The sequence below is a fragment of the Deinococcus arboris genome (genome assembly GCF_009755355.1).
Taxonomy (GTDB): domain Bacteria; phylum Deinococcota; class Deinococci; order Deinococcales; family Deinococcaceae; genus Deinococcus; species Deinococcus betulae.
This window is the reverse complement of record NZ_WQLB01000001.1, coordinates 141,259-167,589: the sequence shown is the minus strand read 5'-3', so window position 1 is coordinate 167,589 and position 26,331 is coordinate 141,259. Positions and strand designations below refer to the sequence as shown.

Sequence of the window (26,331 nt, the reverse complement as noted above, 5' to 3'; positions counted from 1 at the left end):
CAGATTTACGTGTCGTCCGGCTCTGAATCGGTGGGTGCCCAGAACTGCCGAGCGAACAACTGCTGCATCGAATCTGTCCCCGCTTGTGCCCCTTTGCCTGTCTTTTTAAGGGCCGACTGACCCCAGCGCTCCAAGTCCCCGGAGACAGTGAGTACCGTCGTAAAGCTGATGGGCGGAATCATGTCCCCGAATTTGCCGATGAAGTTAGCCAGGTATTCTTCCGATTTCGCGTACACCCCTTGCCGTCCAGTCACGAGATACAGTACCGACTCTGCTTCGATTTCCCGCTCAGCCAAGGGCAAGCGAGAACGCTCATCCCAGTTCTTTTCATTGGGGGCTTTGCCCAAGTGACCACACAGCACATGGGCCAATTCATGGATGAGCGTGGCGTAACGCTCTTCAAGAGGCTGGGTCGAATTCAGCATGACCACGAAGCGCCCTTTCTCGTGTGCCTCGGTTCGGCGGACGTACCCTGCTTTCAGCGGCTCCATCGGCTGCTGCTCGACCAAGATGCCTTCTTGTTCGGCGTGGGCCAGCGTGTTGTCCCATACATGGGGCGCAAGCCGCCCACCCACCGCGAAAGGATGCAGTGCCTGTTCTGGAATACGCGAGTCGTCTCCCGCTGTATCGGCGAGGTCGTACACGAAGTGAACAGGGCCGAACGGCACCAGCAAGACCAGTGGACGGGCTTCCGGTAGCACCATGCGCCGGTGCTCGCGTTTCCATTTGGCTGCTGTCGCTACGTAGGTGGCTTCTGGGCGCTGCATCCGAATCAGGAAGGTGTTGTAGGGGCTGTACTGCGTGAACTTCCGAATGAACCGCAACGTATTGAGATACTGCTGGCTGCCCCTGTAGTCCCGGCTGCGCTGAAACAGCTCATCGAGTGTGTCCAGCTTGACGAAGTCATCGAACAGAGGCGGAAGTTCGCGGCCATACAAGTCCGTGTTCATAGAGAACCTCCAAGCCGCAGCAGCAGACGGTCAAACAAGTCGGTGGGAACAGTCGGGCGGTGGTCTCGGCTGTTGAACCGGGGGAAATCCTTCAGGTCGTTGCCCAAGCGTCCAGCCACCGTGGCGTGATGCCGCCCGACTGTCCTAGCGAAGGCGAGTATTCCTCTCATCGTATGGTTGCCAGTGTGCAAGTAGGGCTGCCAGATGGCGTCAGGAATCAAGGCTTCGCGGGCGTAGGCATGCGCCTCCTGCTCGGCTGGAGCCGGGTCACTGTAGGTCACCAACTCTTCGCCCATGACTGCCGCGTGGTTATGCCAGATGTGGCCCAGCTCGTGAAACAAGTTGAACCAAAACACGTCGATGTGCGGGTAGCGCATAGAGAGAGCCACTACCGGCTGGGTCGGGGACTTGGCCCCGGCATCCAGCCAGAAGGCGGCCCCACTGGTCTTGCTGCCCTTGGGGTGCTTGAGCAGCACAAAGCGCACGCCTGCCGCCTTCAGGACATCAGGAACCTGCAAGATGCCGTCCAGCGTCCTAGACAGCTCGGCAAGGTCAGCGACTGCCCTGTCTAAGGCTTCCCGCGAGTAGGCCGCGACTTGCTGGCGTGCTGCTATCTCACGCGCCTGAGCTACCCAATCGGTCTGGGCAGCCGGGTCTACGCCTGCGCTTGCCCGGAAGTTGACAACCGGGTCGAACGCAGGGGTGCGAGGTGATTCAAAGGAGATGTTGGCCAGTGGCTCGGTCTCTGCCTGCTTTGCGGGTTCACTCTCTCCGACAGACACTCGCTTTCGCCCCGTCAGCAAGTCTTCCATTAGCCCCCGCTTGAGCGTTAGCAGCTTGGCAAGTTGGGCTTGTTCAACACGTAGCTTGTCGTCATTAGCGCCTAGGACGCTTTCAATCGACATTTGTTCTGCGCGACTCGGTAGAGGCACACGGACTTCTCTTACTATGGCGGAGCTGATTTTGACCATACTCTCCGAAGTTCCTTGAGCGTTGGCTATCATCTGGCGACGAACCTTGGGTAGCCGTAACAGGAGCTCAAGGAATTGAGCTGACACAATGGAAAGTGGCACTAAACGCATCATTAAATCTGGGTATATGCAAGGAACACCCACATCTCGGTATATGCCCACTGCGGCCACAAGTTGACGTGTATTGGCTCTGCTAAGCAATAAGTCCCCATCTTGTAGGAAGTAGGCACTCAGCCGAGAGTCTTGTTCAGGAGCGTTCTTCAACTGCCTGGGGCTAAAGCCATGAGGAGTCAAACAACCGAGGCCAAGCATGAGCGTACCGTTGTAGCTAGGGACTTCGCTTGGGCTGTAGCCGTTCCTAGGAGGTTGTGCTAATACATCAGCAACCCGCACAACCTCCCAATCCCTTGGCACACGCCCCAGCACCGTGTCCTTAAACAATTCCGGGGTTTTCTCCGGGTCGCGGAGGTGGCCGCGTTCGTCCACCCCCCGCGTCAGCAGGTCGTGCAGCAAGCCTTGGCGGGCGGCCTGAAGCTTGACAATGATGCGCTGCGTGCCTTCAATGGTGCGGTCAAGCGTATCGAGGATGTCGGCAATCCGGCGCTGTTCGGGTAGTGGGGGTAACTCTAAGGGCAGGTCAAGAACAACCTCATTGGCGAAGTTGACTTGAGACTCTGCCATCCCGGTTGTGCGGTCGTTCAGATACTGTCGTGCTTCGGGTAAGGCCATTGCACGGTAGACGTACCTTGCCTCCGCTTTGGCTGGATTGATGCGGAGGCAAAGCATTTTCCCGGAAGGCACAATGTTTACTGATACATCGTTAGCGTAAGCAATCACGCCAGTGCGCTCACGCGGCCCTGCTTTGGTTATTAGAATGTCGCCTGTGCGAACTTGCAGGTCTTGATTGACCGGGAACCATGCCGGGAGAATCTTGTTCGCGTACTGATTCCAGCCTGTCCAAGTAATTGCTGTTGTTTTGAGCACAGCCCACTTCTGCCCACCCTTAACGGGAATCTCTTCACAGTCAGGGCTTGGGCCAGAAAAAGAGCGGGTGACTATTTCCCGAACAGGTTGTCTTGTTCTCTCACCCGGCATAACCCAACTCCCGCAAGAATCCTTCTAACTGCTGGGCGGCGGCGTTGCGCTCTTGCTCCAGCGTTCGCAGGCTCACATGGTATTTGTCATGCCAGCCTTCCAGCGTGGTCACAATCCGGTTGCGGTGCGTGGTAATGGCGCGGGTCAGGGCCGTCTCTAGGTTCTCGCGCATCAGGCCGAGGGCCAACGCCTCCCGCTGCGTGTCGCTCATGGCGTGGGCGGCGGCGGCCAAACTGCCCAGCGCATTGGCAAGGGTGGCCTTGTGGGCCTTCTTCAGGTCGCCCAGTTGCTTCTTGACCACTTTCGCGACACCTGCGTTGTAAACGGCTTGCATCGGGTCGCGCTCGTCGGTGTCGTCTTCGCCGTCCTCGTCTCCTTCTAGTTCGGCTAACGCTGCTTCCAGTTCGGCCCGGCGTTCGTCTAGTGTGGCAAGGGCTTGCATGGCTCTGGGGGCCAGGGCATGCAGCAAGCGGTCACGGTCAATGCCCCCGGTGGTGGCGGTGTCGCCGTCCTCGCTGGTGGCGTTGGCAATCCAGCCGCTGAGCAGCTCGGCCCAGCCATTGGCCGCCAGCGTCTTCAGGTTGAACTTATTGTCATCCCACCAGGAAGCGATGACCCCGGCCACTTGGAAGGGGGTCAGGAGGGGCGTGGAGTTAATCTTCACGCCTTCTCCAACGCTGTCCAGACTGCGGGCGAACGCCACCTGAAAGCTCCCCAGCAGCTCGGCCCGCAAGGTCTGGAGAGCCTTCGTTTCGGGCAGGCGGGCAATGTGGAGGTGATGCTCGTCCCACCAGTTGACGAAGCGCTTCTGAATATTCTGCTCGGTCTGGAGGACACCAACGCTGATGTCTACCACCTGCCGAAGATGCTGCCGACTCGTAATGTACGGAGCAAAGTGAAGGTACGTCTCGGTGGATTCCGTCGGGGGAAATACGACCGTTACGTCAAAACCATGTGATGCAAAGAGCCCTTGTTGGGCCTCTACTTCGCGCCGGGGCACGCCCCCCTGAAGGTGGGCACGCACGTCATGGGGTTCGGGGGCGGGGGTATTGTCGGCATAACGGCGGATGTTCAGGTTGTCGTCGTTGTCGCGCAGTTCCTGCCGAGTCACCACGCGGGCGTAGCCGGGGACGTCCTGGAATGCGGCGTAGGTGCTCGCAATCTTCTCGATGTGCTCGGCTCGCAGGTAGTTCTGAGCGCGGCCACTGTGGTACTCAGCGTCGGCGTTGATGAACAGCACCTTGTTCTGGCGGTCAACGGGCTTATCACCCTGGTGCCGAAGAATCAGGATGGCGGCGGGAATGCCGGTGCCGTAGAACAGGTTGGCAGGCAGGCCGATGACGGCCTCCAGCACGTCGTCGTTCAGCAGGCCGGTGCGAATCGCCTTCTCTTCGCCGCCCCGGAACAACACGCCGTGTGGCATCACCGTGGCGACCATACCGTTCTGGCGGGTGACGGCCAACATGTGCTGGAGGAACATCAGGTCAGCCTTCTTGCCGCCTTCGGGTGTGTAGCCGTACTTGAAGCGGTGGGCGACCTGCAACTCTTTCTGGACGTAGTTCAGGCTGAAGGGTGGATTGGCAATCACGCGGTCAAAGCGCATCAGGCCGCCGTCGGGTTCCTTGTGCAGCGGGCGGGCCAGCGTGTCGTCGTTGTGCAGCGTGGCGTCGTAAATCCCGTGCATGATGAGGTTCATCTTGGCCATGGCCCACGACCCGCCGTTGGCATCCTGACCGTACAGGGCCACCGTAGAGGGGTCGCCGCCATGTTCTTCCACATGCTGGCGGCTCTGAATCAGCATGCCGCCAGAGCCGACGGTGGGGTCGTACACGCGCATCTTGGGCTGCGGGTTGAGCAGACGCACCATCAGGCGCACTACGTCACGTGGAGTATAAAATTCGCCGCCTTTCTTGCCTGCGCTATCGGCAAACTCCTTGACCAAATACTCGTAGGCAGCTCCCAGCAGGTCGGGAAACTCGAAGTTTTCGTTCAGCAGGGGCTGCTTACTGAAGTGGTCAATCAACTCGCGCAGTTTGCTGTCGGCAATCCGGGTCTGCCCGACACGGCGGTTAAAGTCAATGTGTCCGACCACGCCTTCGAGTGCAGCAAAGTTCTCCTCTTCGAGGGCAGCCAGCGCCTTGTTCAAGCCGTCGCCTACGTCCTTGTGTAGGTGGTCGCGCAGGGACTCCCAGCGAGCCTGTTCAGGGACATAGAACACCTGTTGGTCTTCGTACCGTGAGCGCGATTCGGCGCGTTGCTTGGCTTCTTCTGGGGTGCGGCCCAGGGCCAGCTGCTCTTTGAGGATGCGGCTGTACTGCGCCCCGAACACGTCCGAAGCACGCTTGAGGAACAGCATGCCGAAGATGTATTCCTTGAAGTCGGAGGCGTCCATCTTGCCGCGCAGGATGTCAGCGGCGGCGAACAGGTGCCGCTCCAGTTGTTTGAGGGTGAGTTTGGGCATGAAATCTCCGTCAGGATATGGTCGGGCTTGGCAAAGCGGATGAAGGCCAGGACGGTGTTTTTCGCCCCAGCCCTCTGACCAGCGTTCGCCCAGGTTTAGAGGTTGGCCAGCAACTTGGCCTTGAAGGCCCGGAACTCGTCCTGGTCCAGCACGCCCTTGGCGTGCAGTTCCGCCGGGCGTTCCAGTTCCTGTGTGATGGACAGACCGGCAGGTGCTGCGGTGGTCGGTGCCGCTGGTGCCGCAAGCGCTGGCTCCTGAATGAACAGATGCCGGAACTCGGCCATGTGGTCCACAACTTTCTGGGCATTCAGGGCCCCCGCGTGGACGCTCAGGCCGCCCCAGATTTCGAACTTGATGCGCTGCTTCACGCCGTTCACCCGGCAGTGCACGGCGACCGTGTTCTTGAGCCGATGAACGTCATTGTCTGCCCCGTTGGCAAGGAAACTGCGCATCATGCTGACCTTGAAGTTATCCAGTTCCAAGTCATGGACGGTGCTGTAGTCGATGCGAACCACCGTCGGGAGCTTGACCCAGACCATGAACGTGTCGCCCAGGTAGAGTTCGCCGCTGTCGATGATGTCCGGCATGCCTGGGTAGCCACCGTGGTAGTTGGCCGTCACCTTGAACTTGATCGGGCTGGGCAGGCAGTGGGCCAGGAGGGCTTCAGTTTCAGCCCACTTCTGGGCGGCCTCGGCTTCGGCAACCTTCCGCTGCTCGGCGCTTTTTTCCTGATATTCGGCGTAGCGTTTCTGGCCTTCTGTGCCCAGCTCGACCGCCACCTCAGTTGCTTTTTTGCCGATTTCCTCCAGCTTTTTCAGGAACGACATGATTCTCCTTACCAACCCAATTTGGGGCGGGACATGACGCACTCGTAGCTGAAGTCTGTTGCCCCGAAGTCGTTTTCAGAGGAGGCACGTCGGCAACTGTCTGCTTTCCAGCCCTGCGCGCCCATAGCGTTCATTTCCTCCTCGAACTTCAGGTCGTCCGGCGAAGCCGTCATGTACTCGTACTTCGGGCGGTGGAACAGCTGGAAAGCCAGCAACAGCAGCAGAATGGCGTTCGTCGCCATGAGCACCCGTGGCAGGAACTTGAAAAAGGAGGCATCGGGGAGGGCCGCCTGACGTGCTGTGGCTGATACTTCGGGCTCGATGGTTGGAATGGGCGCTGTACCCTCAGTCGGCATTTGGGCGGTTGGTACGGTGTGGCGTCCGGTCATACGAGCTCCTTCTTGGTGGGGGCGACAGGTGGGATGGGCTCATCCTTCCCAGTGATGTGCTGCGTGATGTGCTCGGCGCTCCGCAGATACGCCACGAAGGTCACGATGGCGACTCCAGCCACGCCCAAGCCCAGCCAGCCGCCCGCAAAGAAGTCATACAGTCCATGCAGAAGTGCTGTAACCCCTACCCCCAACAGAAGTAGGGCCGTCCGGCGCTGGGGAGCCAGCAGGCTCAGCCCCAGGTAGTACCCAGCAATACCGCTGAAGACGCAATGCAAAAAAGGCAGGGTGATAAGACGCAGGAATTCGGACACCACATAGTTGCCGCTGCCCACCAGCCCGAATGTCATGCCAAAGGTGTTGGTATCGGTGTAATGGATGGAGTAGGCAACTGCTTCGGCGACACCAAATGCCAGGCCACTGATGCCAGCGTAGAAAGCTGCTTCGCGGGGCGTGCGAATTTCACGCCACTTGACGGCCAGCCAGAAGACGGGCAGGAGCTTCACCGCTTCCTCAACTAGGCCAACGCCTGCCACAAAGCCCACCAGCCGGGCGGGGCTGAAGTTCCATTCGGTGGCGCTGTACAGCGCAGAAATGAACGGCAGTTTCTGGAGGGTCAGCACCAAGAAGACGCCCACGATGGCGGTGAACACGGTGATGAGGAAGAGGTTGCGGCGTTTGAGCTGGCCCGGCTGGACGATGGCCCAGAGCACGTAGCCCCACAACAGCGCGAAGTAGGTGCCAATGGCCCAAGCCGCGTCTTGAATCTCTGCGTCAATGCCCCAGAGGTGCGTGAGGGAGAGGGGAAACAGGGCGAAGAACAACAGAGCCTGGACCCACCGCATGCGCCAGGGCTGGTCGCCCAGCCAGCGGCGAACGGGAAAGAGTACGTCAAAGGGTAGACCTTTGAAATCATCAATCAAAGCCTGGAGGGGCCGTTCCGTCCGTGTAGGAGAATTCGGGGGTGCCGCAGCCACTGGGACAACGGGGACCACATCAGGATGGTCAAGCTGCGAAGCGACATCAGACACGGTGTGACCTCATGGTGTCTCACGTTACGCTCTCCAGGCATCAGGCAGAGCCGCAGATTCGTGCCGCCAGGACACCTCCAACAGGTGGTTTGCCTCTGGTAGCAACCACTAACTTTAGTGGTGGTGATGGATGATGTCGTCGCCCCGGCTCTGCGCATGTCATCAATTTGTTGAGCAAGTTGGTGAGGCGCTCATAGGGCCGAAAAGAGAACGGGAGTCAAAAGAAATCCCTTTACTGGGAGAGGGAAAGTCTCTCTAAGGTTTGACACGGTACTGCTGATTGCTCTCTAAACTGGCTCCATTGATAACCACTTCAAGCAGGGGCTGTGCAGCCTGACGGGCAGGGTTCACAGCCCAGCGCTGAGAATCGTTCTGAGAACGCACGAGGCCCACAGGAACCCGATAGTGGATACGAGGGATACTGGGGTCAGACGCCGCCATCTGCGCGGCTTGTGCATCACTAATATGAATGTCAGGGTCAAACCCAGTTAGACGTCCGTCTTTATCGTATTGTGCCCCTTGAATTTCAAGGATTTTTTCTGCCTCGGCAGCCGAGTCTGGTGTGGTGTATTCAACTGTCGCCGTCGCATACCGAGGCGTTGTTGGAGAGATTTTGACATCCTTTACTTCCCAGCTATAACGCTTCGGGTCACGGGGTTGTCGGCGGTCTATATAAGCGGATAATTCTCCCCAACCTTCTCTCAAGATGTCTTCGCCGGATTGCTCTAGGTTCATGGAGTCTGCGAGTAGATTTGCGTCCACCAAAAGCAGGGCCTGAATAAATTGACCGACTGCCTGTTCTGGCGTGCGTTCTGGCTGAGCGCTTTTGTTCGTCATAACAACACTTCCCCCAGCGAGAATAATTGCAATAGCGAGAAGAGCGATTTTCATAATCCCCGGCCTCACTTTATAAAGGCGATTTCAGATTTCTCTTCTGCCAAGATGCGCTTAACAATTTTCTTCTTCGCGCTAGGCAAAGAATTATAGATTCGCAAGATTTGGGCGATAACCACTGAATCCTCTATGCCTATGGCTTTCCATTTAATAATGAGATTGGCAGCATTCAGGGGCTCCAGCGTTTCGTAATAATCTTCAGTAAGGAGCTTCACTATATCTTGGTTGTTATCTAGAGGGAAAGCCTGTAACAAAGCAAACGCATCCACCATATTGACGACCATCACCAGGCTGCCCTGCGCTTTGGCAGTCTTGAGGGCCAACATGACCAACCGCTGGACATCCGGTTCGTCAAAGCCCTTGGAATACAGCCACATAAGCTGTAACAACATGCTGGCATGTCGCTCAGGAACCATTTTTTCGCGCTGCTGAGGGTCGAGGTACGCCTTTGTTTCTTTGGCAACGTACTGGTTTCCCACCGTAAAGTCCTGCACGAAGTCCTGCGCCCAGACTTGCAAGCCGCCCAAGACATCGCCATAGCGGTCGAGGGTAGAGTTCGGCTCAATTCCGTTCATGCTTGGCCGAATGGCCTCTGGCGCAATCTTATTTAAGTTCCCGATGCCCGCTGCGGGTGTCTTCGTGATGTCTCCCGTCAGCTTGCCGTCTTTGAGCGTATAGGGATTCTTGGGCGTCAGGTCATCGCCGACCAGGGCTGTCATGCGCCGCCAGGTCACCAGACGTTCAGTGCTCATGTCAGCGCCCATCACGTAGCGCATAGCCCCGTCGGTCAGGTTGGCCTGAATTCCCTGATGCACTGCCCATGTTCCTGTAGCACCGCTCACGCTGCCATCGTTCAGAAGCTTCTGAATGTCGCCGTACATCTTGCGCCCGGCGATGTCAAAGACGCCGCTCATGCGGAAGAAATCGGGTTTGAAGTCAGACGGCTTCGCGCCGTACTTCTGGCCGTAACTCTCCGCCACCCAGGCTTCGGCACGCGGCAAGTCATAACGAATGTGGGCGAGCATAGACGCCACCAATGAAAAAATTGCTCCGCCCGCTTCGGTAGGAAAGCCATCGCCCCCTTCCATCTGGTCGGCAGTCTTGAAGGCTGCTTTCCAGTGGGGCTCTACCTTCGCGCTGGTCGCTTCCAGGTTGTCGGCGTAAATCTTGTCGAAGTTCAGGACGCACTGCATGACGTAGCTGGGGTAATCGAACGTGCGTTCTTCGCAGTACCGGATTTCCTGCTCCGTGACGTAGCTGTAGACCTTGGCAAACCAGTACCGGTAGTCCGTCACCTTCTTTTTGTCTTTGCTGAGCATCGCGTCGGCACGGTCCCGTTGGCCCTTGAGCAAACTCCTGGCCCCTGCAAGCAAGGTTTTATACTGTTGCTCGCTCTCGCCAATTTTGATGTTGGGCACATCGTTTTCGTCCCTGACCGGCGGATTCCCAAAGAGCTTGCCACTCTTGCGCCAAGGGCTGATAGACCCCGCCAAACGCTCACTCGTTGCCCTGGCCGAAGAAGGAGACCCTAAGGCCATCACCGGCTCAGCATATTGGGTGGGAGAGGATGCTGGTGTAATCGTACCCTGAGTAGGACGGCGCTCCTCGAACGTCATAGCTGAACCCTAGAGCATTTCGTCTATAGAAGTGAGCGATTTTGCTGGAGAACCACTTCTGACCCTTGTGCTTAGTGCTCTGCCCAATCTCTGGGCTTAGCTGCCAGGGCAAGCGCAGGATATTCGGCTTCAAGCCAGGCCCGGCGCGTGCGGTGGGCACGGTAAAGCTTTTCCAAATGCATTTGCTCTGGCCCGTCCATCTCCTCGTCGTCGCCTGGCGAGAGCAGAATGCTCAGGGCGTTCAGATTGCCGAGAATTTGCAGATATTCCTGAATGACGGGAGTCGGGATACTGTTGCCTGCGAGTCGGGCGCGAATATATTCGACATCGGTAAAGTTCATGTGGCCTCCTAAAGAAGAGGCCCCAATACCTGGAAGGGCACTGGGGCGAAGCGAGAACGGGTGTTTAGGGTCGGGCGGAGTTGGTGAGGCGCGGCTTTGCTGAGTTCATGCCAAGTTCTGCTGAGTCGCAGCGAACTTTCTGTCATATGGCATATTCATCAGAGTCGCTGATGGCAAATCGTGTGTTTCTGGTAAGTTTTGACATTTCCGTAATGACAGTTTACACTGTCTGGGACGGTAATTCTCCGAAGCTGGTTAGAGCGAACGACTCATAATCGTTAGGTCCCCGGTTCAAGTCCGGGCATCGCCACCACAGAAAACAATCCTCGTCCTAGACGGGGATTTTTCTTTTGGCCTGAGTTAAAGAGCTTGATTTGGCGGATGGGGTGCTTAGCAGGAGTCGTTCGCTCTGAAAGTGCTGACAGGCATTTCGTTGAGCCGAGCATAATTCCATCCCCGACATGTACAGAGGGCAGGAAGGTTGGGCGGCCCACTGTCCCGCCTTCTCCAGCCACTTGCGAGTCGCCTCGCAGACCTGCGGACCGCCTTGGCTTACCCTAGGCCTCATGTGGACCCGAATTCCTTCCAGCAGTCTGCGCGTCACGGGCGCGGACCGCGTGGATTTTGTGCATGGTCAGATGACCAACAACCTGCGCGCCGCGCCCACGCCGGGCCTGGTGGCCTGCGCGTTTCTGAATGTGCGCGGCCAGATTGAGCAGTTTGCGCGCGTCTATCGCCGTGAACAGGACGTCTACATTCATCTGGATGAGGGGCAGGCGGACGCCCTGGCCGCGCGGCTCCGGCGCTATATCGTGTTTGATCAGGTAGAGCTTCAAGACACCTCAGTTGACCTCAGGACGGTGCATGTCTGGCAGGCAGAGGCCGTGCCCGGCTGGGACCTGGCCGGCGGCGAGGCGCAGTCGCTGGCCCTGGGCGGCGCGGCCGTCCTGGCTGGGCGCGTGAACCGCACCGGCACACCTGGCCTGGACCTGCATTATCTGGCGCGTGAAGAGGAGGCGGTCCTGGCGGCGTTGCCGGGGTCAGAGCGCCCTCTGGGTGACTTGGACGCAGCGCGCGTGACGGCTGGTCTGCCTGACATCACCCGCGACGCCCTGGAAGGCACCCTGCCGCAGGAGGTTGGGCTGGACCTGAGCGGCCCCCTCCCAGCCATCAGCTACCGTAAGGGGTGCTATGTGGGGCAGGAGATCATGGCGCGCCTGGAGGCGCGGGGAAATGCCCGCTATCACCTGGCCCGTCTGGACGGGGCGGGCCCGTGGCCGGCCGGTAGCGAGGTCACCCACGAAGGCCGGGTGGTGGGGCAGGCTGGGCTACACGCCGGGCCAGGCAGCGTGACCCGCATTCGCAAGGACCTGCCCCAGGGCGCGGCGGTGGAAGTGGCTGGGCAGGCCGCCACGCTGCACCTGACCCATGCTTGAACGGTTTGGGCACGACCTGAAGGCTGGGAGCCGCGCGGGACTCCTGCGGGCGGCGCGCCGCGCCTACCTGCTGGCGCTGCTGGTGCTGGCGGTGCCCAGTGTGGCAGTGGGCGCGGCGCAGTGGCTGAGTGGCCAGTCGGAGTTGCCGCTAGGAGCGGCTGTGGTGCTGGCAGGCCTGGCCGCCGGTCTGGGCCTGATGGCGTATCTACTGGCACGCCGCGCGGCCCAGAACGCCCAGTGGCCCGCCCCTCAGGCGGCGCTAACAGGGGCCTTTCAGCTGGCTGGGGTGCCTGGAGTGCCGCTGCTGCTGGCCGGCGCCTTTGCTCCGGCCTGGGGTCTAGCCCTCTTCCTGCTGGTGCTGGCAGCGGGTGGGCACCTGCTGGCCTGGGCTAGCCTTGACCGCTGGGTGAGAAGCCCCGCACAGGACGGGTAACCCGGTCACGCGCTTTGGAGAGTAGCGCCCTACCGGACAGCCAGGCCAGAGAGGTCATCTATGGAAATTCAGAGCCGCCTCAGCTTGTGGGGTGGTTCTGGGTTCTGCTCTCAAGGCGTGAGGCTAAACCGTTGAGACAGACAGCCTCGCTCGCGTTAAGTGAGTGAATGCTGCATCCGAAACAGAAAGGCGCCGCTTCCCCGTTGAAAGGAAGCGGCGCCTTGACTGTGTGCTTTAGCGGGACTTGGGATCGAGCGCGTCGCGCAACCCGTCACCAAAGAGGTTAAAGGCCAGGCTGAACAGTACGATAAAGGCCGCCGGATACACCAGCACGTACCAGTATTCAGGCTTCAGCCACGCGCGCGCAAAGTCCACCAGCTGGCCCCACTCTGAGTAACCCGGCTCAAAGCCCAGGCCCAGGAAGGACAGGCCCGCGATGGTCAGCGGCACTGTAGCCAGGTCAAGCACAGCGGTGGTAAAGACGGCGGCCACGCTGTTGGGCACCACGTGTTTCATGATCAGGCGGAAGTCGCGGGCGCCCAGGCTACGGGCGGCGTCCACATACTCCAGCTGACGGGTCCGCAGCACCTCGCCGCGAATGAGGCGGGCGTAGCCGGCCCAGCCTGCAATACAGAACGCCACGATCATGGGAATGGTGGGATCATAGACGCCCCCGCCGCTCAGGCGAGCACGCAAGATCGTCAGAATCACAACCGTCAGAATCAGCGGCGGCAGGGCAAACAGCACGTCAATGAAGCGCTGAATCAGGTTGTCAATCCAGCCGCCGTAGTAGCCGCTGATGGCCCCGATAATCACACCGGTCAGCAGCGTAATCCCCACGATGATGAACGACAGTTTCAGGGCGGTGCGTGTACCCCAGATCAGACCGTAAAAGATATTGTAGCCGTTGACTGTGCCAAACAGAGCGTCCTGATTAGGGGCGGTAGGCTGCTGCTGAAAGCTCAGGCGCTCGGTCAGGTAACAGCTCTTGGGCGGTGCCAGGGTAGCCTGCCAGAAGGCGCCACTTACTGGGCTAAAAATCTGGTTGCGTTCGGTGATGTTCAGGTCGCGCAGGCAATTGCTGCGGTCTTTGGGCACTGCAATCAGGGGCGCAAACAGAGCGATCAGGCCAAAGAGCAGCGTGATGATGAGCCCCGTGATTGCCAGGGGATTGCGGCGCAGTTTTCGTACGGCGGGGCTGGTCCAAAACAGTTGCCAGCCGCTGCGGTTCTGGGCTTTGGGCGCGGCGACGGTGGTCATGCGATTCTCCGGGGGAGGGGGAAATGGGGCATCAGTCAAACCTCACGCGCGGGTCAATCACGCCGTACAGAATGTCCACAATCGTACTCACGACCACCACGATGATGGCCGAGAGCATGGCAAAGCCCAGCACGGCGGCCAGGTCCACGCCCAGCGCCGCTTGCACCACCCACTGCCCCACCCCAGGGTAGGCAAAGATGGTTTCGGTAATCAGCGAGCCGCTCAGCAGACCGATAATCAGAAAGCCGCCCAGGGTAACAATGCTCAGCAGGGCGTTGCGGCGGGCGTGCTTGTTGTTGACGACGCGGCTCGACAGGCCCTTGGCCCGCGCCGTGCGCACAAAGTCACTGGTCAGCGCTTCAAGCATGTTGTTGCGCATCACCTTGATGATGCTGGCGCTCAGCACGATAATGAGCGTCACTGATGGCAGAACGAGGTGCTGCACAACGTCCCAGGCCACGTCCCAGCGGCCGTTGAGGGCGGCGTCCACCGACAGCAGGCCGGTGTAACGCTGAATATCCGACAGCGCAAACTGATTCAGCACGCTGACCTGCCCCGCGCCGGGCAACCAACCCAGATAGGCGTAAAACACGGCCAGCAGCAGAATCCCCACCACGAAACTGGGGAGACTGTACCCCAGGACCACGAACACGCGCAGGGTCTGGTCAATCAGTTTGTCTTTGTGCAGGGCGCTCAGCGTGCCCAGCCAGATGCTCAGCAGCAAGATGGGAATGGCGGTGATAATCGTCAGCTCGATGGTGCGGGGCAGCCGCTCCTTGATGGTGACGATCACATCCTGGCTGCTGGCTCTGGAATAGCCGAGGTCGCCTTTAAGGGTCGCGCTCAGCCAGCGCTGGTACTGCACGGGAAAAGGGTCGCGCAGGCCGCGCTGCTCGATGATCTGTTCCAGGCGAGCGGCCTGCTGCTCGCTGCGGATGTACGGCGCGGCGCGCTGCTCGGGGGTCAGCAGCTGCGTCAGGCCGACAATCATCAGGGAGAGGACGAGCATCACCACAGGAATCTGGATGAGCCGCCTCACGATGAAATTCAACATGGGGGCCTCGGTGGGAAGTCTCCGGGCGCAGGTGCAGCGCACGCAGCAGCGGAGGAAAGAAAGGTGAACACAACAAGCCAGTGGGGTGGAACCGTTAATGTGGAATCCGCCCTCTAGCCTAGACCACAACCGGCGGCCTGCGCAAAGGTCAGGGGCAGCATGGTGGGACAAAGCGGCGCGGCTTCAGGCGGTCCTGGACGCCTTCCGGCGCTGTGCAGGCACCTTTTGGGGGCCTCAGGACGGGGCGGCCCACAAAGCCTTAAGAAACGCTCTGCGTCAGCTCCGGCGTACGGGGCACAGCAAGCAGGGCAGCCTGCACAGAGGCTGCCCTGTCTAGGACGCGGCGGGAAAGAGACGCGCCGCCGTCATGACCTTACTTCTTGCTCAGTTCCTTCCAGAAGGTCCCGGTGGCAAAGCTGATCATGGGGTTGAAGTTGGTGGCACCGGCACCCACCAGGGTGTCGCGGTAGAAGTTAAAGCCCACGCCTGCCGGAATCAGGATGTAAGGGGCCTGCTCGTAGGCCTTCTTGCCCACCAGGCTGTACAGGCGGTTACGCTCGGCCGTGTTGACCGTGCTGCGGGCCTGGTCCAGCCACTTGTCCACCTGGGCGTCTTTCCAGTTGTTGCGGGGGTAGTAGTACCCGTTGCTGGAGTAGAAGGTGTACATGAAGTTGTCAGGGTCGGCGTAGTCAGGCGCCCAGCCGATGATGATCATGGCTTCCTTACCCGTCTTGGAGTCGGCCAGCATTTCGCTCCAGGGCTTGGCGGTGATGTTCACCTTGAACTTGGGGTTCATGCTTTCGATGTTGCGCTTCAGGATTTCCATGGCGGTCTGGGCAGCCACAGCACCGGCGCGGTAGTTGGCGTTCAGTACGAAGCCGTTCTTCCACAGCTGGCCGCCCCAGGCGCGCTTGAAGTAGGTTTCGGCCTGCTTGGCGTCAAACTTGTAGGTGCTGACCTTGCTGTCGTAGCCAGGGAAGGTGTCGGGGAGCAGCATGGTGCGCTGCTTGCCCTTGCCGTTTTGCACGTCGTTGATGTATTGCGTGTAGTTAAACGCGTAGCTGAAGCCGCGGCGCACGTTGGCGTCCTTGAAGAAGTTGGCGGGAATGCCCTTGCCGTCCAGCTTGCCGCTGCCCAGCGCGGTGGATGCCTTGATGTTCTGGTTCATGAAGATGGCGGTGGCGCCGGTGTTGGGGAGGTTTTCCACCCAGGTCACGCCGGGCTTGCCCTTGATCTGCTCTTCGTCCACGGCGCGCCCGCCGCCTTCGATGATGTCAGCGTCGCCGCGCAGGAAGGCCTGCTGACGGGCCGCCAGTTCGCCGACCTTCTGGATGATCACGTTCTTGATGGCCGGCTTCTTGCCCCAGTAGCCGTCAAACGCGGTGGCCAGGAAGGCGTTGGCGTCCTTGCGCACGAACTTGTAGGCGCCGGTGCCGCTGGGCTGCTTGCTGAGGTTGGAGTTGGTCAGGTCCTTGCCCACCCAGTTGGCCATATCGGCGCTGGTGCCCTTCCACTCGCCAATCTTGATGGCGTGGTCGCGGTCCACGATGCTCTGGCCAGTGTAGGCCAGCTTGGCCAGGAAGGCGGGGTCAACGCTGGGCAGGGTGAAGACCAGCTGGCCGGCGTTGTTGCACTCCACGGCCTTGTCAATGCGGGCCCAGGTGATGGTCTTGTCGTCAGCAGCGTTGGCGCCCGTGCCCAGCAGAGACTCGCTGATAAACCAGTTGCCGGACTCGGGGCTGTTGGTCACCAGGTTGCGCTCGAAGGTGTATTCGGCGTCGGCGCAGTCAAAGGCGTTGCCGCTATGGAACTTGACGTTCTTGCGCAGATCGAAGGTGTAGGTCTTGCCGCCGTTGCTGATGGTCCATTTGGTGGCCAGCAGGGGCTCGAGCTTGGTCAGGCTGGCCCCGCTGTAGGTCAGCAGGGTTTCGTACATGTTTTCCACGACGGCGCCCGAGGCGGTGTCGTAGGTCACGCCGGGGTCCATGGTGGGGATATCGGCGCCCACCTGCTCCACGAGGGTGTCCTTGGGAGCAACGGCCAGCGCGGTGGTCAGGGCAAGCAGGGCGGTCAGTGCGGCAAATTTCTTCATTAGGCCTCCGGGGGCTGTTCTGACAGGCAACGCGAATTTCAGGTGTAGCGGTGTGAGCCTCGCGCGGCGCTGTCTAGTGGGTTGAATCGCCGCGCATCATAGCGCAGCACATTTGGGGTTGGTGTGATGTCCGTCCCTGTTAGACTCTGGCCTGTGTTGGCGAAATTTTTGCCGACTGGAACGCAGTTTTTGCGGAGAGGCTGTGTGGCCAAGCAGTCCGCCCGCTGGGGGTAAATGGGGGAGAAGCGAGGCAGAGAGAAGGTGACTGACACCTGGAGCGGAGAGGGGCTGTCTGTCCAGGGAACACCAGAAGCGGGGTGAAGGCCGTTCTGGAGGCCCCCAGGCTGCCTGGGGCTGCCCCGCGCCGCGGGCTGGCGGCCCCATGACATACTGCGCCGCGTGAAGAAGCGCATTCTGCTGCTGGCTGGCGGCCAGTCCGGTGAACACGAGGTCAGCCTCCTGAGTGCCCGCAGCGTGTTGGCGGCCCTGCCACGCGACCAGTTCGACGTGACGCCTGTGGTCATCAGCAAGCAGGGGCGCTGGCTGCCCCCCACCGAAACCGTGCGCGCCTTGCAAGACGGCGCGGCTCCCACGGGCGGCGACCTCGTGCTGCACCGCGCCGCCAGTGCCGAGGGTTACGACGCCGTCTTTCCGCTGCTGCATGGGCCAATGGGTGAGGACGGCACTGTGCAGGGCCTGCTGACACTGGCCGGCATTCCCTTTGTGGGCAGCGGCGTGCTGGGCAGCGCCGTCAGCATGGACAAGGTGATGACCAAGCAGGTGCTGGCTTCGGTGGGGATTGCCCAGGTGGCCTGGCGCCTGGCCGTGCGCCGCGAGTGGCAGCAGCATCCCGACAGCGTGCGCGCGCGCGCGGCCGACCTGGGTTACCCCCTCTTTGTCAAACCGGCCAACCTGGGGTCCAGCGTGGGCATCAGCAAGGTGGGGACGCCCGCAGAGCTGGACGGTGCCCTGAATCTGGCGTTTGGCCTGGACCGCCGTGTGATTCTGGAGGCCATGACCACGCACCGCCCCCGCGAAATAGAGGTTGGGATTCTGGGCAACGACGCGCCCATTGCCAGCCCAGTCGGCGAACTGCGCTTTGAGGCCGAGTTCTACGACTACGAAACCAAATACACCGAGGGCCGCGCCACCATGCACATCCCGGCGCCCCTCCCCCCTGAGGTGGCAGAGCGGGTCCGCACCACCGCCCTGCAAGCCTTCCGCGCCCTGGACTGCGCGGGCCTGGCGCGGGTGGACTTCTTTTATATCGAGCAGACCGGCGAGCTGCTGCTGAATGAGGTCAACACCATGCCCGGCTTTACCACCACCAGCATGTATCCCAAGCTGTTTGAGGCCGCCGGCCTGAGCTACAGCGAACTGGTTACGCGGCTGGTGGGACTGGCGCTGGAAGACAGGTAACCAAAACTAAGCTGTGGGGCCAGTCAGCGCCCAGGTATTGAGGTGGCCTTCTGCCGGGGTGAATGCCCATTGGACAGAGATCTCCCTGTCCTATCAGGAGGACGGAACGAGAGGTGTGCCTCATGCCCGGATGCCGTTGTGCTCCGCCTCGCTCTGCGGTGCCCCTCTGTCAGTTGAGCATCTCTATAACTACGGCGAGGCTCTCTTTTCAGGCCTTCCCAGGAGAATCAAAGGCAGTCGGAAGAGGCTGAGAACCCCCCGTGCAGCCTCGTTCCTTTCGGCACGGCCGCCTCTTCCCGAACCGTCTAAACAGAAAAGGCGAAAAGTGGAGGCGCCTCCCTACATCTTTCTGAGCCACCCTGTCGCCCAGCGCGTCACGGCGGGCATCACCAGATAGGTCATGGAGAGCACGACCACCACCATTTGCGGGAGGGCGCGCAGGGGTGTGGGCCAGTGGCCCAGCCAGGGGCGCAGGGCCTCGCCGAACAGCCAGCCGGTGCTCAGGCTCACGGGGTACAGGGCGGCCAGGGTCAGCAAGGCCATCTTCCAGCGGGGCGGCTGGCGCAGTTGGGGCGCGGCCGGCGGGGTAAACCAGAAGTCCAGGCCCGGCTGCTTTTCAAAACTGACCTGTTCGTCCACCAGCGGCGTCACGCGCGCCAGCCAGGCTGCCCGCTCGGGCGAGAGTTCCCAGGCGGCGGCGCTCGTCAGCGAATCGAAACGGGCCAGCAGCGTGTATTCGTGTTCGCCCGGTGCAGGCCGAATCACCCCGACGCCCCGGTGACCGGGAATCCGGGACAGCAGCGCGTTGGCCTCGGTCAGCAGGGCCTCGTACTCGGCTTCAGAGCCGGGCCGGATGCGGCGCCGAATCACCAGGCTGATGGGGTCGGCCGGCTGATGCTCCTGAAACTGGAAGTCGAGGCTGGCGGTCACGGCGCCGCTTCGGCCTCAGGGCGCGGCCAGGCCACGAGCAGCACCCCGGCCAGAATGACGCCCAGGGCGACCCAGCCCAGGGGGCCCAGGCGTTCGCCGCCCAGCCCTACACCCAGCAGCACCGCCACTACCGGATTGACGTAGGCGTAGCTCGTCGCCAGCGCCGGGCGGGTGTGCGCCACCAGGTACATGTAAGCCGAGTAGGCCACCAGGCTGCCAAAGACGGTCAGGTACGCCAGGGCCCACAGGCTGGCCGCGCTGGGTGTCCCCCAGGGTTCGCCCAGCAGCAGGCTGAGGCCCAGCAGCACCCCGCCGCCCGTCAGCATCTCGGCGGCGCTGCCCATCAGGCCGGCGGGCAGGGGCAGGCGGCGCGACCACTGGCTGCCGAAGGTCCAGCATATCGGCGCCAGAATGAGCAGCAGGGCGGCCTGCGGCGTGGCGCGCAGCTCACCCAGATTCAGGAGGGCAATGCCCAGCAGGCCCACCCCGATGCCCAGCCACTCACGCCCACGTGTGCGCTCGCCCCACAATCGGCCAAACAGAGCGGCGAACAGGGGAGACACCGCAATCACCAGCGCCGCCACACTGCTGCTGGCGTCGCGCTCGGCCAATGTGACCAGGCCGGTGCCGCCGCCCAGCAGCAGCGTCCCGACCAGGGCACTGGCGCCCCACTCGCGCGCCGTGGGCCAGGGCGCGCCGCGCAGACGCAAGAAGGCCAGCAGCAGCGCCCCGGCCAGCACGAAGCGCACCGCCAGCATGCCCAGCGGGGGCAGGGTTTCGATGGCGACCTTGATGCCGAAATACGTGCTGCCCCACACCACGTACACCAGGCTCAGGCACACCAGCACCAGTGGCGTCAGGCCAGAGGCCCGCCGGGCGGCGGCGGTCATAGGGGAAGAAAGGCGCCCGGCGCGTCTTCCTGGGCGTTCAGACGGCTCTCGATGGCGCGGGCGTGGGCCTCCAGGCCCTCAGCGCGGGCCAGCAGCGCACCCGCCGGGCCAATGCGGCGCAGCGTGTCTTCCGTCAGGCCCACCACCGAAATGATGGTCTGAAAGTCCCGCACGTTGACCGGACTCATGAAGCGGGCGGTGCCGCCGGTGGGCATCACGTGACTGGGGCCGGCCACGTAGTCCCCCAGCGCCTCCATGCTGGCTTCGCCCAGAAAGACACCGCCTGCGCGCTGCACCCCGCCCAGCAGGCTCCAGGGGTCGCGGGTCAGCAGGCACAGGTGTTCGGGGGCGTACAGGTTGGAGAGCTCCAGTGCCTCCGCCAGCGATCCGGCCAGCACCACCTTCATGCGCGCCTGCACACTGTCGCGCGCCCAGCTGCGGTTGGGTTCGGGCAGCGCCTCAAGTTGCCCGTTCAGCTCGGCCTGGACCCGCAGCAAGAGGTCGCGGCTGGTGGACACCAGGACCGGCTCGGCGCCGTTGTGTTCGGCCTGGGCCAGCAGGTCGGCGGCCACAAAGCGTGGGTCGGCGCTGTCGTCAGCCACCACCAGCGTCTCGGTAGGGCCAGGCAGGCTCTCGATGCCCGCCATGCCGTACACCATGCGCTTGGCAATGACCACAAACAGGTTGCCCGGCCCGGCAATCTTGTCCACAGCAGGGATGCTGGCGGTGCCGTAGGCCAGCGCCCCGATGGCCTGCGCGCCGCCGACCTTGTACAGCTGGGTCAGGCCCAGTTCGCGCGCCGCCACCAGAATGGCGGGGTGAATGCGGCCCTCCCGGTCGGGTGGGGTGGTCACCACGATGTCCCGCACGCCCGCCACTTGCGCAGGTACGGCGGTATGAATCAAGGTGCTGATCAGGGGCGCCAGGCCGCCCGGAACATAAACCCCTACCCGGCCCAGTGGCCGCACCAGCTGGCCCAGCGCGCCGTCCGGCCCGTGGTTCAGAAAGCCGTGGGCCGGCTGCGCCTCATAAAAGGCCCGCACGCGGGCGATGGCCAGACGGATGGCGCTGTGCAGGGGGCCGTCCACCGCAGCGGCCGCCAGGTCCTCGGCGCTGACAGCCAGTTCTTCGGGGCGGTGGCCGTCCAGCCGCTCGGTCCAGTCGCGCAGGGCGTCGTCGCCGCGCGCGCGCACATCGGCCAGGAGGCGCTCCACGACCGCCTCGGGGCTCAGGGCCTCGCCAAAGGTGGCTTCGATGCGCCTCAGCACGGCGTCAGGAACGGGCAGGTCGTTAAAGGTGCGCGTCAGGGCACGCCGGGCATCTGGGCCTTGCAGCACTTGCATGGAAACTCCGTAAGGGGGCGCGGGAGGCGGGAAGTGGTGCGCGGGCACAGACCACGCGCGGAGGCGTCTCAGTCTGCGCGCTTTGCGGGGCAGGGCGTCCGACTTGTGTGGATGGTGCTGGGAAAGCGGGTGAGGGCAATTCTCGGCAGGGTATGCCCGCAGGAAAGCAGGACGGACTCACTTCTTGTAGGCCTGTCCGTCCTGCTGACTTGGCGCCACTTGCCCTGCCTGGTGTTCCGACAACCGGCGCCTCTGGGCTTACACCCTTCGCCGGCGGCGTTCGGGGGTCGGGCGGCGGGCCGCGCCCTGCGCGTTGGCCTCGACAGGGCCAAAGTCGGTGGGCTGAATCAGGCGCATCAGGCGCCATGGCTCGTCCTGCTCGATATATACGTAGGCGTTGCCGGGACGCAGAAAATACCCGCTGCACGTCACGCCGCCCAGCTCGGTATCGGGCAGGCGCTGAATCAGCACGCGGCCGCCGGTCAGCTGGGCGTAGGTGCGCTCGGGGCCGCCGCCCTCCTGAGCGGTCAGCCAGCGCAGCCACAGCAGCAGACTGACCGGGTCGTGGTATTCGGTGGTCAGCGGGCTGGACGCCTCGTCGCGGCCCTGGCGCAGGTGAATCAGCCCGGCCTTACGGTCAAAATTGACCTCGAAGCTGGGGCGGCCCCGGCCGTCGCCCTCGGCGTAGCCCAGGCTGCTGCGGTGGCGGGGGTGCAGGCGGCTGGTCTGCACCCGGCGGATTTCTGGCAGCACGCCGCCAAAGTCAGTCTGCACCCGCGCGGCAAATGCGCTGCGCTCCCCCTGGAGGGTCCAGTGCTGTTCTCCGGCGTAGCGCCCCCCCAGCGACAGGGTCAGGCTAAAGGCCTCTGGGGTTAGCTCGGCCGCGTCCAGAAGCTCTCACCCGGCCCGGTCCAGTCGGCGCCCAGCGCCTCGGCCACGCTGGCGCCCAGGTCGGCGAAGGTGGCGCGCTCCCCCAGATTCACGCCGGCCCAGCCCGCGCGGTGCATGAGCAGCAGGCCGTGTTCGCGGGTGTGGTCGCTGCCGTGCCAGGTGGGGTCGTTGCCGTGGTCGCTGGTGATGATGAGGGCGCCGCCCTCTGGCACCGCTGCCAGCAGGTCCGGCAGCGCCGCGTCCAACTGCGCCAGGCAGGCGCTGTAGCCGGCCGGGTCGCGGCGGTGGCCATACTTGCTGTCAAAGTCCACGAGGTTGGTAAAAATCAGGCCCGAGGTGCCGTCCTGCGCGGCCTGCTGCATGCGGGCCAGGGTCTTGGCAATGCCGTCGGCGTTGTCGTCGGTATGAATCTCTTCGGTAAAGCCCCGGTGCGCGTAGATATCGGGAATCTTGCCGATCCCCACGACGGCCTGTCCGGTGGCCTTGACGGCGTCTAGCACAGTGGGCGGCGGCACCAGGCTGAAGTCCTTGCGGTGCTCGTTGGCGCGCTCGAAGGGAAACTCGCCCCGGAAGGGCCGGGCAATCACGCGCGCCACGGCGTATTCGCCCTGCAGGATGTCGCGGGCGGCCTGGCACCAGGCGTACAGGGTGTCCAGCGGCACCACGTCCTCGTGGGCGGCAATCTGGAACACGCTGTCTCCGCTGGTGTACACAATCGGCGCGCCTGTCGTCAGATGTTCGGGGCCAAAGTCGCGGATGACATCCGTGCCGGAATAGGGGCGGTTACACAGGTGGCCTTTGCCGGTGGCGGCGTCAAACTGGTCCATGACGGCCGGCGGAAAGCCGTCCGGGAAAATCTGGAACGGGTACTGCAGCTGCACGCCCATGAATTCCCAGTGGCCTGTGCTGGTGTCCTTGCCGGGGCTGACCTCGCGCATGCGGCCGTAGGCCCCCTGGGCTGGGACCGCCGGAATGGTGTCTGGGCCTGTCTCAATGGTGGGCACCTGGGCCAGCCCCAGCGCTGCCAGGTTGGGCAAGGCGGCGGGCGCCGCTTTCAGGGTGTGGTTGAGGGTGTGCGAGCCAGCGTCGCCAAACTGCTCGGCGTCGGGCAGTTCGCCGGCCCCCACAGAATCCAGCACGAGAATCGTCAGCAGCATGGGGTCAGTGTAGGCCAGCCAGGCACAAAGGGAGCGATTCAGAGGCGGAGGTCAGGGGCTTCGGGGGGCAGCTGGGCGGCCTGCCACTGCGGGTGCAGCCCCTCAGCACGCCCGCTCAGTTTTCTTGTCCAGCGCCCTCGTCTTCCTGCGCTTTTGACTAAACCGGTTCAGGGCCTGGGCCGCGCCTTTTTCTCCCACCAGATGCTCACGGGACGCGGCTGGGGCGCGTGCTACGCTGCCAGCTGTGACTGTTCCCGCTTCACCTGTGCCCGCCGCGCCTGGCCTGGAGGCGGCCCCCGGCGCCGCCCGCCCGGTGCTGCACGCCGAAGGCCTGAGCAAGACTTATGGCCGCCGCGCCGTGGTGCGGAATGTCAGCCTGCGCGTGGAACCCGGCGAGATTGTGGCGCTGTTCGGGCCCAACGGCGCCGGCAAGACCACCACCTTTTATATGCTGGTGGGCTTTATCCGCCCTGGCGGCGGCCGGATTGCGCTGGGCACGCGCGACGTGACCCGCCTGCCTATGCACGAGCGCGCCCGGCTGGGCCTGGGCTACCTGCCGCAGGAACCCAGCGCCTTTCGCAAACTGACAGCCCGTGACAACCTGCTGGCCATTCTGGAATACCAGGGCCTGCCGAGAGGCGAGCAGGAGGAGCGCGCCGACGCCCTGCTGGCCGAATTCGGCCTGACGCACCTGGCGGGCAGTTACGCCTACCAGCTGTCAGGCGGCGAGCGGCGGCGCCTGGAACTGGCGCGCGCCCTGACCACCGACCCGGATTACCTGCTGCTGGACGAGCCGTTTACGGGCGTAGACCCTAAAAGCATCCGCGAGATTCAGCGCCTGATCCGGGAACTGCGGGACCGCCGGGGCCTGGGCGTCTTTATCACCGACCACAACGTCCGCGAGACCATTGCCCTGACTGACCGCGTCTATCTGATGTACGACGGCGAAGTGAAGTTTGAAGGCACCCCGCAGTCGTTTGCGCAGGACCAGGACGCCCGGCAGCATTACCTGGGCGACGACTTCGAGCTGTAAGGAGAAGAAGCTGTGCTGTGGCTGTTTTTGCCGTTTGTGGTGGTGCTGTCCGGCGTGGTGGCCTACGCCGCCGACACCATTGCGCGCAAGGCCGGGCGCCGGCACCTGCGCTGGTTTGGGCTGCGGCCCAAACAGACGGCACTGGTGGTGGCGGTGCTGTCGGGCATGGGCATCAGCGCGGCGAGTCTAGCCGCATTTTTGTTGCTCAACCGCTCGGCGGTGAACACCATTGCCCAGGCCGATCAGCTGCGTCCTCAGCTGGAGGCGCTGCGGCTGGACATCCGCGCGGCCCAGGCCGCCCAGCAGGCCGCCCAGCAGGCGCGTGACCAGGCCCAGCAGGAAGCGGCAAAATTGCGCGGGCAGCAGGAGACCGCCCAAAAAGCCCTGGGCGCGGCGAGGGACGATCTGAGCGCCGCGCGGCGGGACCTGAACGCGGCCCGCGCCGCCGAGCAGACCCTGAAGACCCAGGCCGCCGGCCTGCAGGCCCGCGTGAGCGCCCTGACAGCCACCCGCGAGCAGCTCGAAGCCCGCGCCGCCCAGAGCCGCGCCCAGCTGGCGCAGTCCGAGGCCGCCCTGAACGCCAGTCAGACCCGCGCGCAGACCCTGGACGCCCAGGTGGTTGACCTCAATGCCCGCGTGGCCCTGGCTGAATATGAGGCGCAGGCCGCTCAGACCCGCGCCCAGGTGGCCCAGGCCGACGCCGAAGCGGCCCAGAGTGCCGCCGAGACCGCGCAGGCCCGCGCCGCGCAGACCCAGACGCAGGCCCGTGAGGCCCAGGCGCGTGCCCAGGGGCAGGCGCGCGCTGCCCAGGCCGAGGCGCAGGCCGCCCAGACGCAGGCCCGTCAGGCCCAGGCCCAGGTTCAGGCGTTGGAAGCCTCACGGCAAACGGCCAGTCAGGCGCTGACCCAGGCCAACCGCAACCTGACCCAGGCCAGGGCCGACCTGGGGCGCGCGCAGACCCAGCAGAAAGACGCGCAGGCGGCCGTGACCCGCCTCACCACCGAGCGCGCCACCCTGCAGACCCAGCGCGATCAGGCGGCCCGCGAGGCGGCCAAAGTCCGCGCCGACCTCAAGACCTTGCAGGTGCAGCAGGCCGAGCTGAAAAACAGCAACGAGGCCCTGGGCCGCGACCTGGCCAAAGCCCGCGAGAGTCTGGGCAAGCTGCAAGACGAGTATTCCAGCAGCCGCGCCGAGCTGAGTGCCACCCGCAACACCGACCTGGCCTACCCCAAGAACGAACTGGTGTACGCGGCGGTGGTGCCCAGCGTGCGAAACCTCGACACCTTTTTGCAAGACGCCGGGCGCAGCGCCCTGGGCCGGGGCGCCCGCGGCACACCCGCCGTGCGCCTGAGTGCGGGTGCCCGCAGCGCCCTGGAAACCAAGCTGCGCGGCCTGAACGTCAGCACCTTCGTGCAGTGCCGCGCTGCACAGAACGCTGCCGCCGGCCTGCCAGTCGAACTCACCTGCGACGCCCGGCCCAACACCACCCTGTTCCGAAGCAACGAGATTATTCGCCGGGCCAGTGTGAGCCTGGGCGCCAGCCCCCGCGCCCTCCAGGAACAAATCAGCGACCTTGTGAAAGACGCCGTGCTGGACGTGACCTCGCGCGGAGTGCCCAGTGAATATGTGCAGGGCCTGGATGTCAACGAGTTCGTGGACCTGCTCACCCGCCTGAACAGCCGCAGTGGCACAGCCGTCGTAGGGATTGCCGCCCGTAGTGACGTGAAGCCCGGCAGCCGGGTGGACCTCTATCCCGTGCTGCCGTAAGAGGCAGGCCGCTGCTGATGCCGTGGCAAGGGGCTCTTTACCTCAGGGGCT

General features: G+C 63.1%; 22 protein-coding genes. 5 read left to right on the top strand and 17 right to left on the bottom strand.

Translation table 11 applies throughout. The features are described 5' to 3' along the window. Positions 1–5: 5 nt before the first annotated feature. From GO986_RS00805 to GO986_RS00765, 9 genes are all read right to left on the bottom strand, one after another. On the bottom strand, positions 6–950 hold the full coding sequence (locus GO986_RS00805) for an ImmA/IrrE family metallo-endopeptidase (protein ID WP_157457327.1): 945 nt from the start codon (positions 948–950) through the stop codon (positions 6–8). Continuing rightward, entirely contained in the window at positions 947–2,905 is a 1,959-nt protein-coding gene (locus GO986_RS00800) for a restriction endonuclease subunit S (RefSeq protein ID WP_198170338.1), read from the bottom strand. Before GO986_RS00800 ends, GO986_RS00805 begins: the two co-directional genes overlap by 4 nt. 100 nt (positions 2,906–3,005) lie before the next feature. Continuing rightward, on the bottom strand, positions 3,006–5,477 hold the full coding sequence (locus GO986_RS00795; RefSeq protein ID WP_157457325.1) for a type I restriction-modification system subunit M: 2,472 nt from the start codon (positions 5,475–5,477) through the stop codon (positions 3,006–3,008). Positions 5,478–5,572: 95 nt separating this feature from the next. Next, entirely contained in the window at positions 5,573–6,304 is a 732-nt protein-coding gene (locus tag GO986_RS00790) for an SHOCT domain-containing protein (RefSeq protein ID WP_157457324.1), read from the bottom strand. Between the two features lie 8 nt (positions 6,305–6,312). Beyond that, positions 6,313–6,693, bottom strand: a complete 381-nt coding sequence (locus tag GO986_RS00785; protein ID WP_157457323.1) for a hypothetical protein — start codon at positions 6,691–6,693, stop codon at positions 6,313–6,315. Further along, positions 6,690–7,616, bottom strand: coding sequence for a PrsW family glutamic-type intramembrane protease (locus GO986_RS00780; RefSeq protein WP_157457322.1), 927 nt, complete (start codon positions 7,614–7,616; stop codon positions 6,690–6,692). Before GO986_RS00780 ends, GO986_RS00785 begins: the two co-directional genes overlap by 4 nt. Before the next feature lie 363 nt (positions 7,617–7,979). Continuing rightward, positions 7,980–8,615: a hypothetical protein gene (locus GO986_RS00775; RefSeq protein WP_157457321.1), complete on the bottom strand. Its 636-nt coding sequence runs from the start codon at positions 8,613–8,615 to the stop codon at positions 7,980–7,982. Between the two features lie 11 nt (positions 8,616–8,626). Beyond that, positions 8,627–10,234 carry a DUF5995 family protein gene (locus tag GO986_RS00770; protein ID WP_157457320.1) on the bottom strand — a complete coding sequence of 536 codons (1,608 nt, stop codon included), beginning with the start codon at positions 10,232–10,234 and terminating at the stop codon, positions 8,627–8,629. A gap of 71 nt (positions 10,235–10,305) precedes the next feature. Then, a complete protein-coding gene (locus GO986_RS00765) occupies positions 10,306–10,575 on the bottom strand; it encodes a hypothetical protein (RefSeq protein WP_157457319.1) in 270 nt (89 codons plus the stop codon). A 566-nt stretch (positions 10,576–11,141) separates the two neighbouring features. Between GO986_RS00765 and ygfZ the strand changes: the two genes are divergently transcribed. Together ygfZ and GO986_RS00755 are read left to right on the top strand one after the other, a co-directional pair. Further along, on the top strand, positions 11,142–12,011 hold the full coding sequence (gene ygfZ / locus GO986_RS00760) for a CAF17-like 4Fe-4S cluster assembly/insertion protein YgfZ (protein ID WP_157457318.1): 870 nt from the start codon (positions 11,142–11,144) through the stop codon (positions 12,009–12,011). Then, positions 12,004–12,444 (top strand): hypothetical protein, encoded by a 441-nt coding sequence (locus tag GO986_RS00755; RefSeq protein WP_157457317.1) that lies wholly within the window; start codon positions 12,004–12,006, stop codon positions 12,442–12,444. The genes ygfZ and GO986_RS00755 overlap by 8 nt, the downstream gene beginning before the upstream one ends. Positions 12,445–12,678: 234 nt before the next feature. Here GO986_RS00755 and GO986_RS00750 read toward each other — a convergent pair whose 3' ends face one another. From GO986_RS00750 to GO986_RS00740, 3 genes are all read right to left on the bottom strand, one after another. After that, positions 12,679–13,704, bottom strand: coding sequence for an ABC transporter permease (locus GO986_RS00750; RefSeq protein WP_157457316.1), 1,026 nt, complete (start codon positions 13,702–13,704; stop codon positions 12,679–12,681). A gap of 31 nt (positions 13,705–13,735) precedes the next feature. Beyond that, the gene (locus GO986_RS00745) at positions 13,736–14,758 is read right to left on the bottom strand and encodes an ABC transporter permease (RefSeq protein ID WP_157457315.1); all 1,023 of its coding nucleotides are present in this window, start codon (positions 14,756–14,758) and stop codon (positions 13,736–13,738) included. A gap of 373 nt (positions 14,759–15,131) precedes the next feature. Beyond that, complete coding sequence (locus tag GO986_RS00740; RefSeq protein WP_157457314.1) at positions 15,132–16,850, bottom strand: ABC transporter substrate-binding protein; 1,719 nt, start codon at positions 16,848–16,850, stop codon at positions 15,132–15,134. Positions 16,851–17,249: 399 nt separating this feature from the next. On the opposite strand from GO986_RS00740, the gene GO986_RS00735 reads away from it, so the two are divergent. Then, positions 17,250–18,269: a D-alanine--D-alanine ligase family protein gene (locus tag GO986_RS00735; protein ID WP_369409054.1), complete on the top strand. Its 1,020-nt coding sequence runs from the start codon at positions 17,250–17,252 to the stop codon at positions 18,267–18,269. Between the two features lie 339 nt (positions 18,270–18,608). Here the strand turns inward: GO986_RS00735 and GO986_RS00730 are convergent, their stop codons facing one another. The 5 genes from GO986_RS00730 to GO986_RS00710 form a co-directional block, all read right to left on the bottom strand. After that, a complete protein-coding gene (locus GO986_RS00730) occupies positions 18,609–19,199 on the bottom strand; it encodes an antibiotic biosynthesis monooxygenase (RefSeq protein ID WP_369409053.1) in 591 nt (196 codons plus the stop codon). Then, entirely contained in the window at positions 19,196–20,089 is an 894-nt protein-coding gene (gene yedA, locus GO986_RS00725; RefSeq protein WP_157457312.1) for a drug/metabolite exporter YedA, read from the bottom strand. Before yedA ends, GO986_RS00730 begins: the two co-directional genes overlap by 4 nt. Next, the gene (hisD, locus tag GO986_RS00720) at positions 20,086–21,432 is read right to left on the bottom strand and encodes a histidinol dehydrogenase (RefSeq protein ID WP_157457311.1); all 1,347 of its coding nucleotides are present in this window, start codon (positions 21,430–21,432) and stop codon (positions 20,086–20,088) included. Before hisD ends, yedA begins: the two co-directional genes overlap by 4 nt. Positions 21,433–21,690: 258 nt before the next feature. Then, the gene (locus GO986_RS00715; protein WP_369409052.1) at positions 21,691–22,206 is read right to left on the bottom strand and encodes a hypothetical protein; all 516 of its coding nucleotides are present in this window, start codon (positions 22,204–22,206) and stop codon (positions 21,691–21,693) included. A 98-nt stretch (positions 22,207–22,304) separates the two neighbouring features. Continuing rightward, entirely contained in the window at positions 22,305–23,480 is a 1,176-nt protein-coding gene (locus tag GO986_RS00710) for a phosphopentomutase (protein ID WP_157457309.1), read from the bottom strand. Between the two features lie 244 nt (positions 23,481–23,724). Here GO986_RS00710 and lptB point away from each other — a divergent pair, with 244 nt between their 5' ends. Beyond that, the gene (gene lptB / locus GO986_RS00705; RefSeq protein WP_439648685.1) at positions 23,725–24,513 is read left to right on the top strand and encodes an LPS export ABC transporter ATP-binding protein; all 789 of its coding nucleotides are present in this window, start codon (positions 23,725–23,727) and stop codon (positions 24,511–24,513) included. 12 nt (positions 24,514–24,525) lie between these two features. Next, a complete protein-coding gene (locus GO986_RS00700) occupies positions 24,526–26,280 on the top strand; it encodes a DUF3084 domain-containing protein (RefSeq protein WP_369409051.1) in 1,755 nt (584 codons plus the stop codon). The last annotated feature ends 51 nt before the right edge of the window (positions 26,281–26,331 follow it).

What these genes read in the sequence shown, in the direction of transcription:
- GO986_RS00805 (WP_157457327.1), bottom strand. Translation starts at nt 950, where the DNA reads ATGAACACGGACTTGTATGGCCGCGAACTTCCGCCTCTGTTCGATGAC.
- GO986_RS00795 (WP_157457325.1), bottom strand. Translation starts at nt 5,477, where the DNA reads ATGCCCAAACTCACCCTCAAACAACTGGAGCGGCACCTGTTCGCCGCC.
- GO986_RS00790 (WP_157457324.1), bottom strand. Translation starts at nt 6,304, where the DNA reads ATGTCGTTCCTGAAAAAGCTGGAGGAAATCGGCAAAAAAGCAACTGAG.
- GO986_RS00785 (WP_157457323.1), bottom strand. Translation starts at nt 6,693, where the DNA reads ATGACCGGACGCCACACCGTACCAACCGCCCAAATGCCGACTGAGGGT.
- GO986_RS00775 (WP_157457321.1), bottom strand. Translation starts at nt 8,615, where the DNA reads ATGAAAATCGCTCTTCTCGCTATTGCAATTATTCTCGCTGGGGGAAGT.
- GO986_RS00770 (WP_157457320.1), bottom strand. Translation starts at nt 10,234, where the DNA reads ATGACGTTCGAGGAGCGCCGTCCTACTCAGGGTACGATTACACCAGCA.
- GO986_RS00765 (WP_157457319.1), bottom strand. Translation starts at nt 10,575, where the DNA reads ATGAACTTTACCGATGTCGAATATATTCGCGCCCGACTCGCAGGCAAC.
- ygfZ (WP_157457318.1), top strand. Translation starts at nt 11,142, where the DNA reads ATGTGGACCCGAATTCCTTCCAGCAGTCTGCGCGTCACGGGCGCGGAC.
- GO986_RS00755 (WP_157457317.1), top strand. Translation starts at nt 12,004, where the DNA reads ATGCTTGAACGGTTTGGGCACGACCTGAAGGCTGGGAGCCGCGCGGGA.
- GO986_RS00750 (WP_157457316.1), bottom strand. Translation starts at nt 13,704, where the DNA reads ATGACCACCGTCGCCGCGCCCAAAGCCCAGAACCGCAGCGGCTGGCAA.
- GO986_RS00745 (WP_157457315.1), bottom strand. Translation starts at nt 14,758, where the DNA reads ATGTTGAATTTCATCGTGAGGCGGCTCATCCAGATTCCTGTGGTGATG.
- GO986_RS00740 (WP_157457314.1), bottom strand. Translation starts at nt 16,850, where the DNA reads ATGAAGAAATTTGCCGCACTGACCGCCCTGCTTGCCCTGACCACCGCG.
- yedA (WP_157457312.1), bottom strand. Translation starts at nt 20,089, where the DNA reads ATGACCGCCGCCGCCCGGCGGGCCTCTGGCCTGACGCCACTGGTGCTG.
- hisD (WP_157457311.1), bottom strand. Translation starts at nt 21,432, where the DNA reads ATGCAAGTGCTGCAAGGCCCAGATGCCCGGCGTGCCCTGACGCGCACC.
- GO986_RS00710 (WP_157457309.1), bottom strand. Translation starts at nt 23,480, where the DNA reads ATGCTGCTGACGATTCTCGTGCTGGATTCTGTGGGGGCCGGCGAACTG.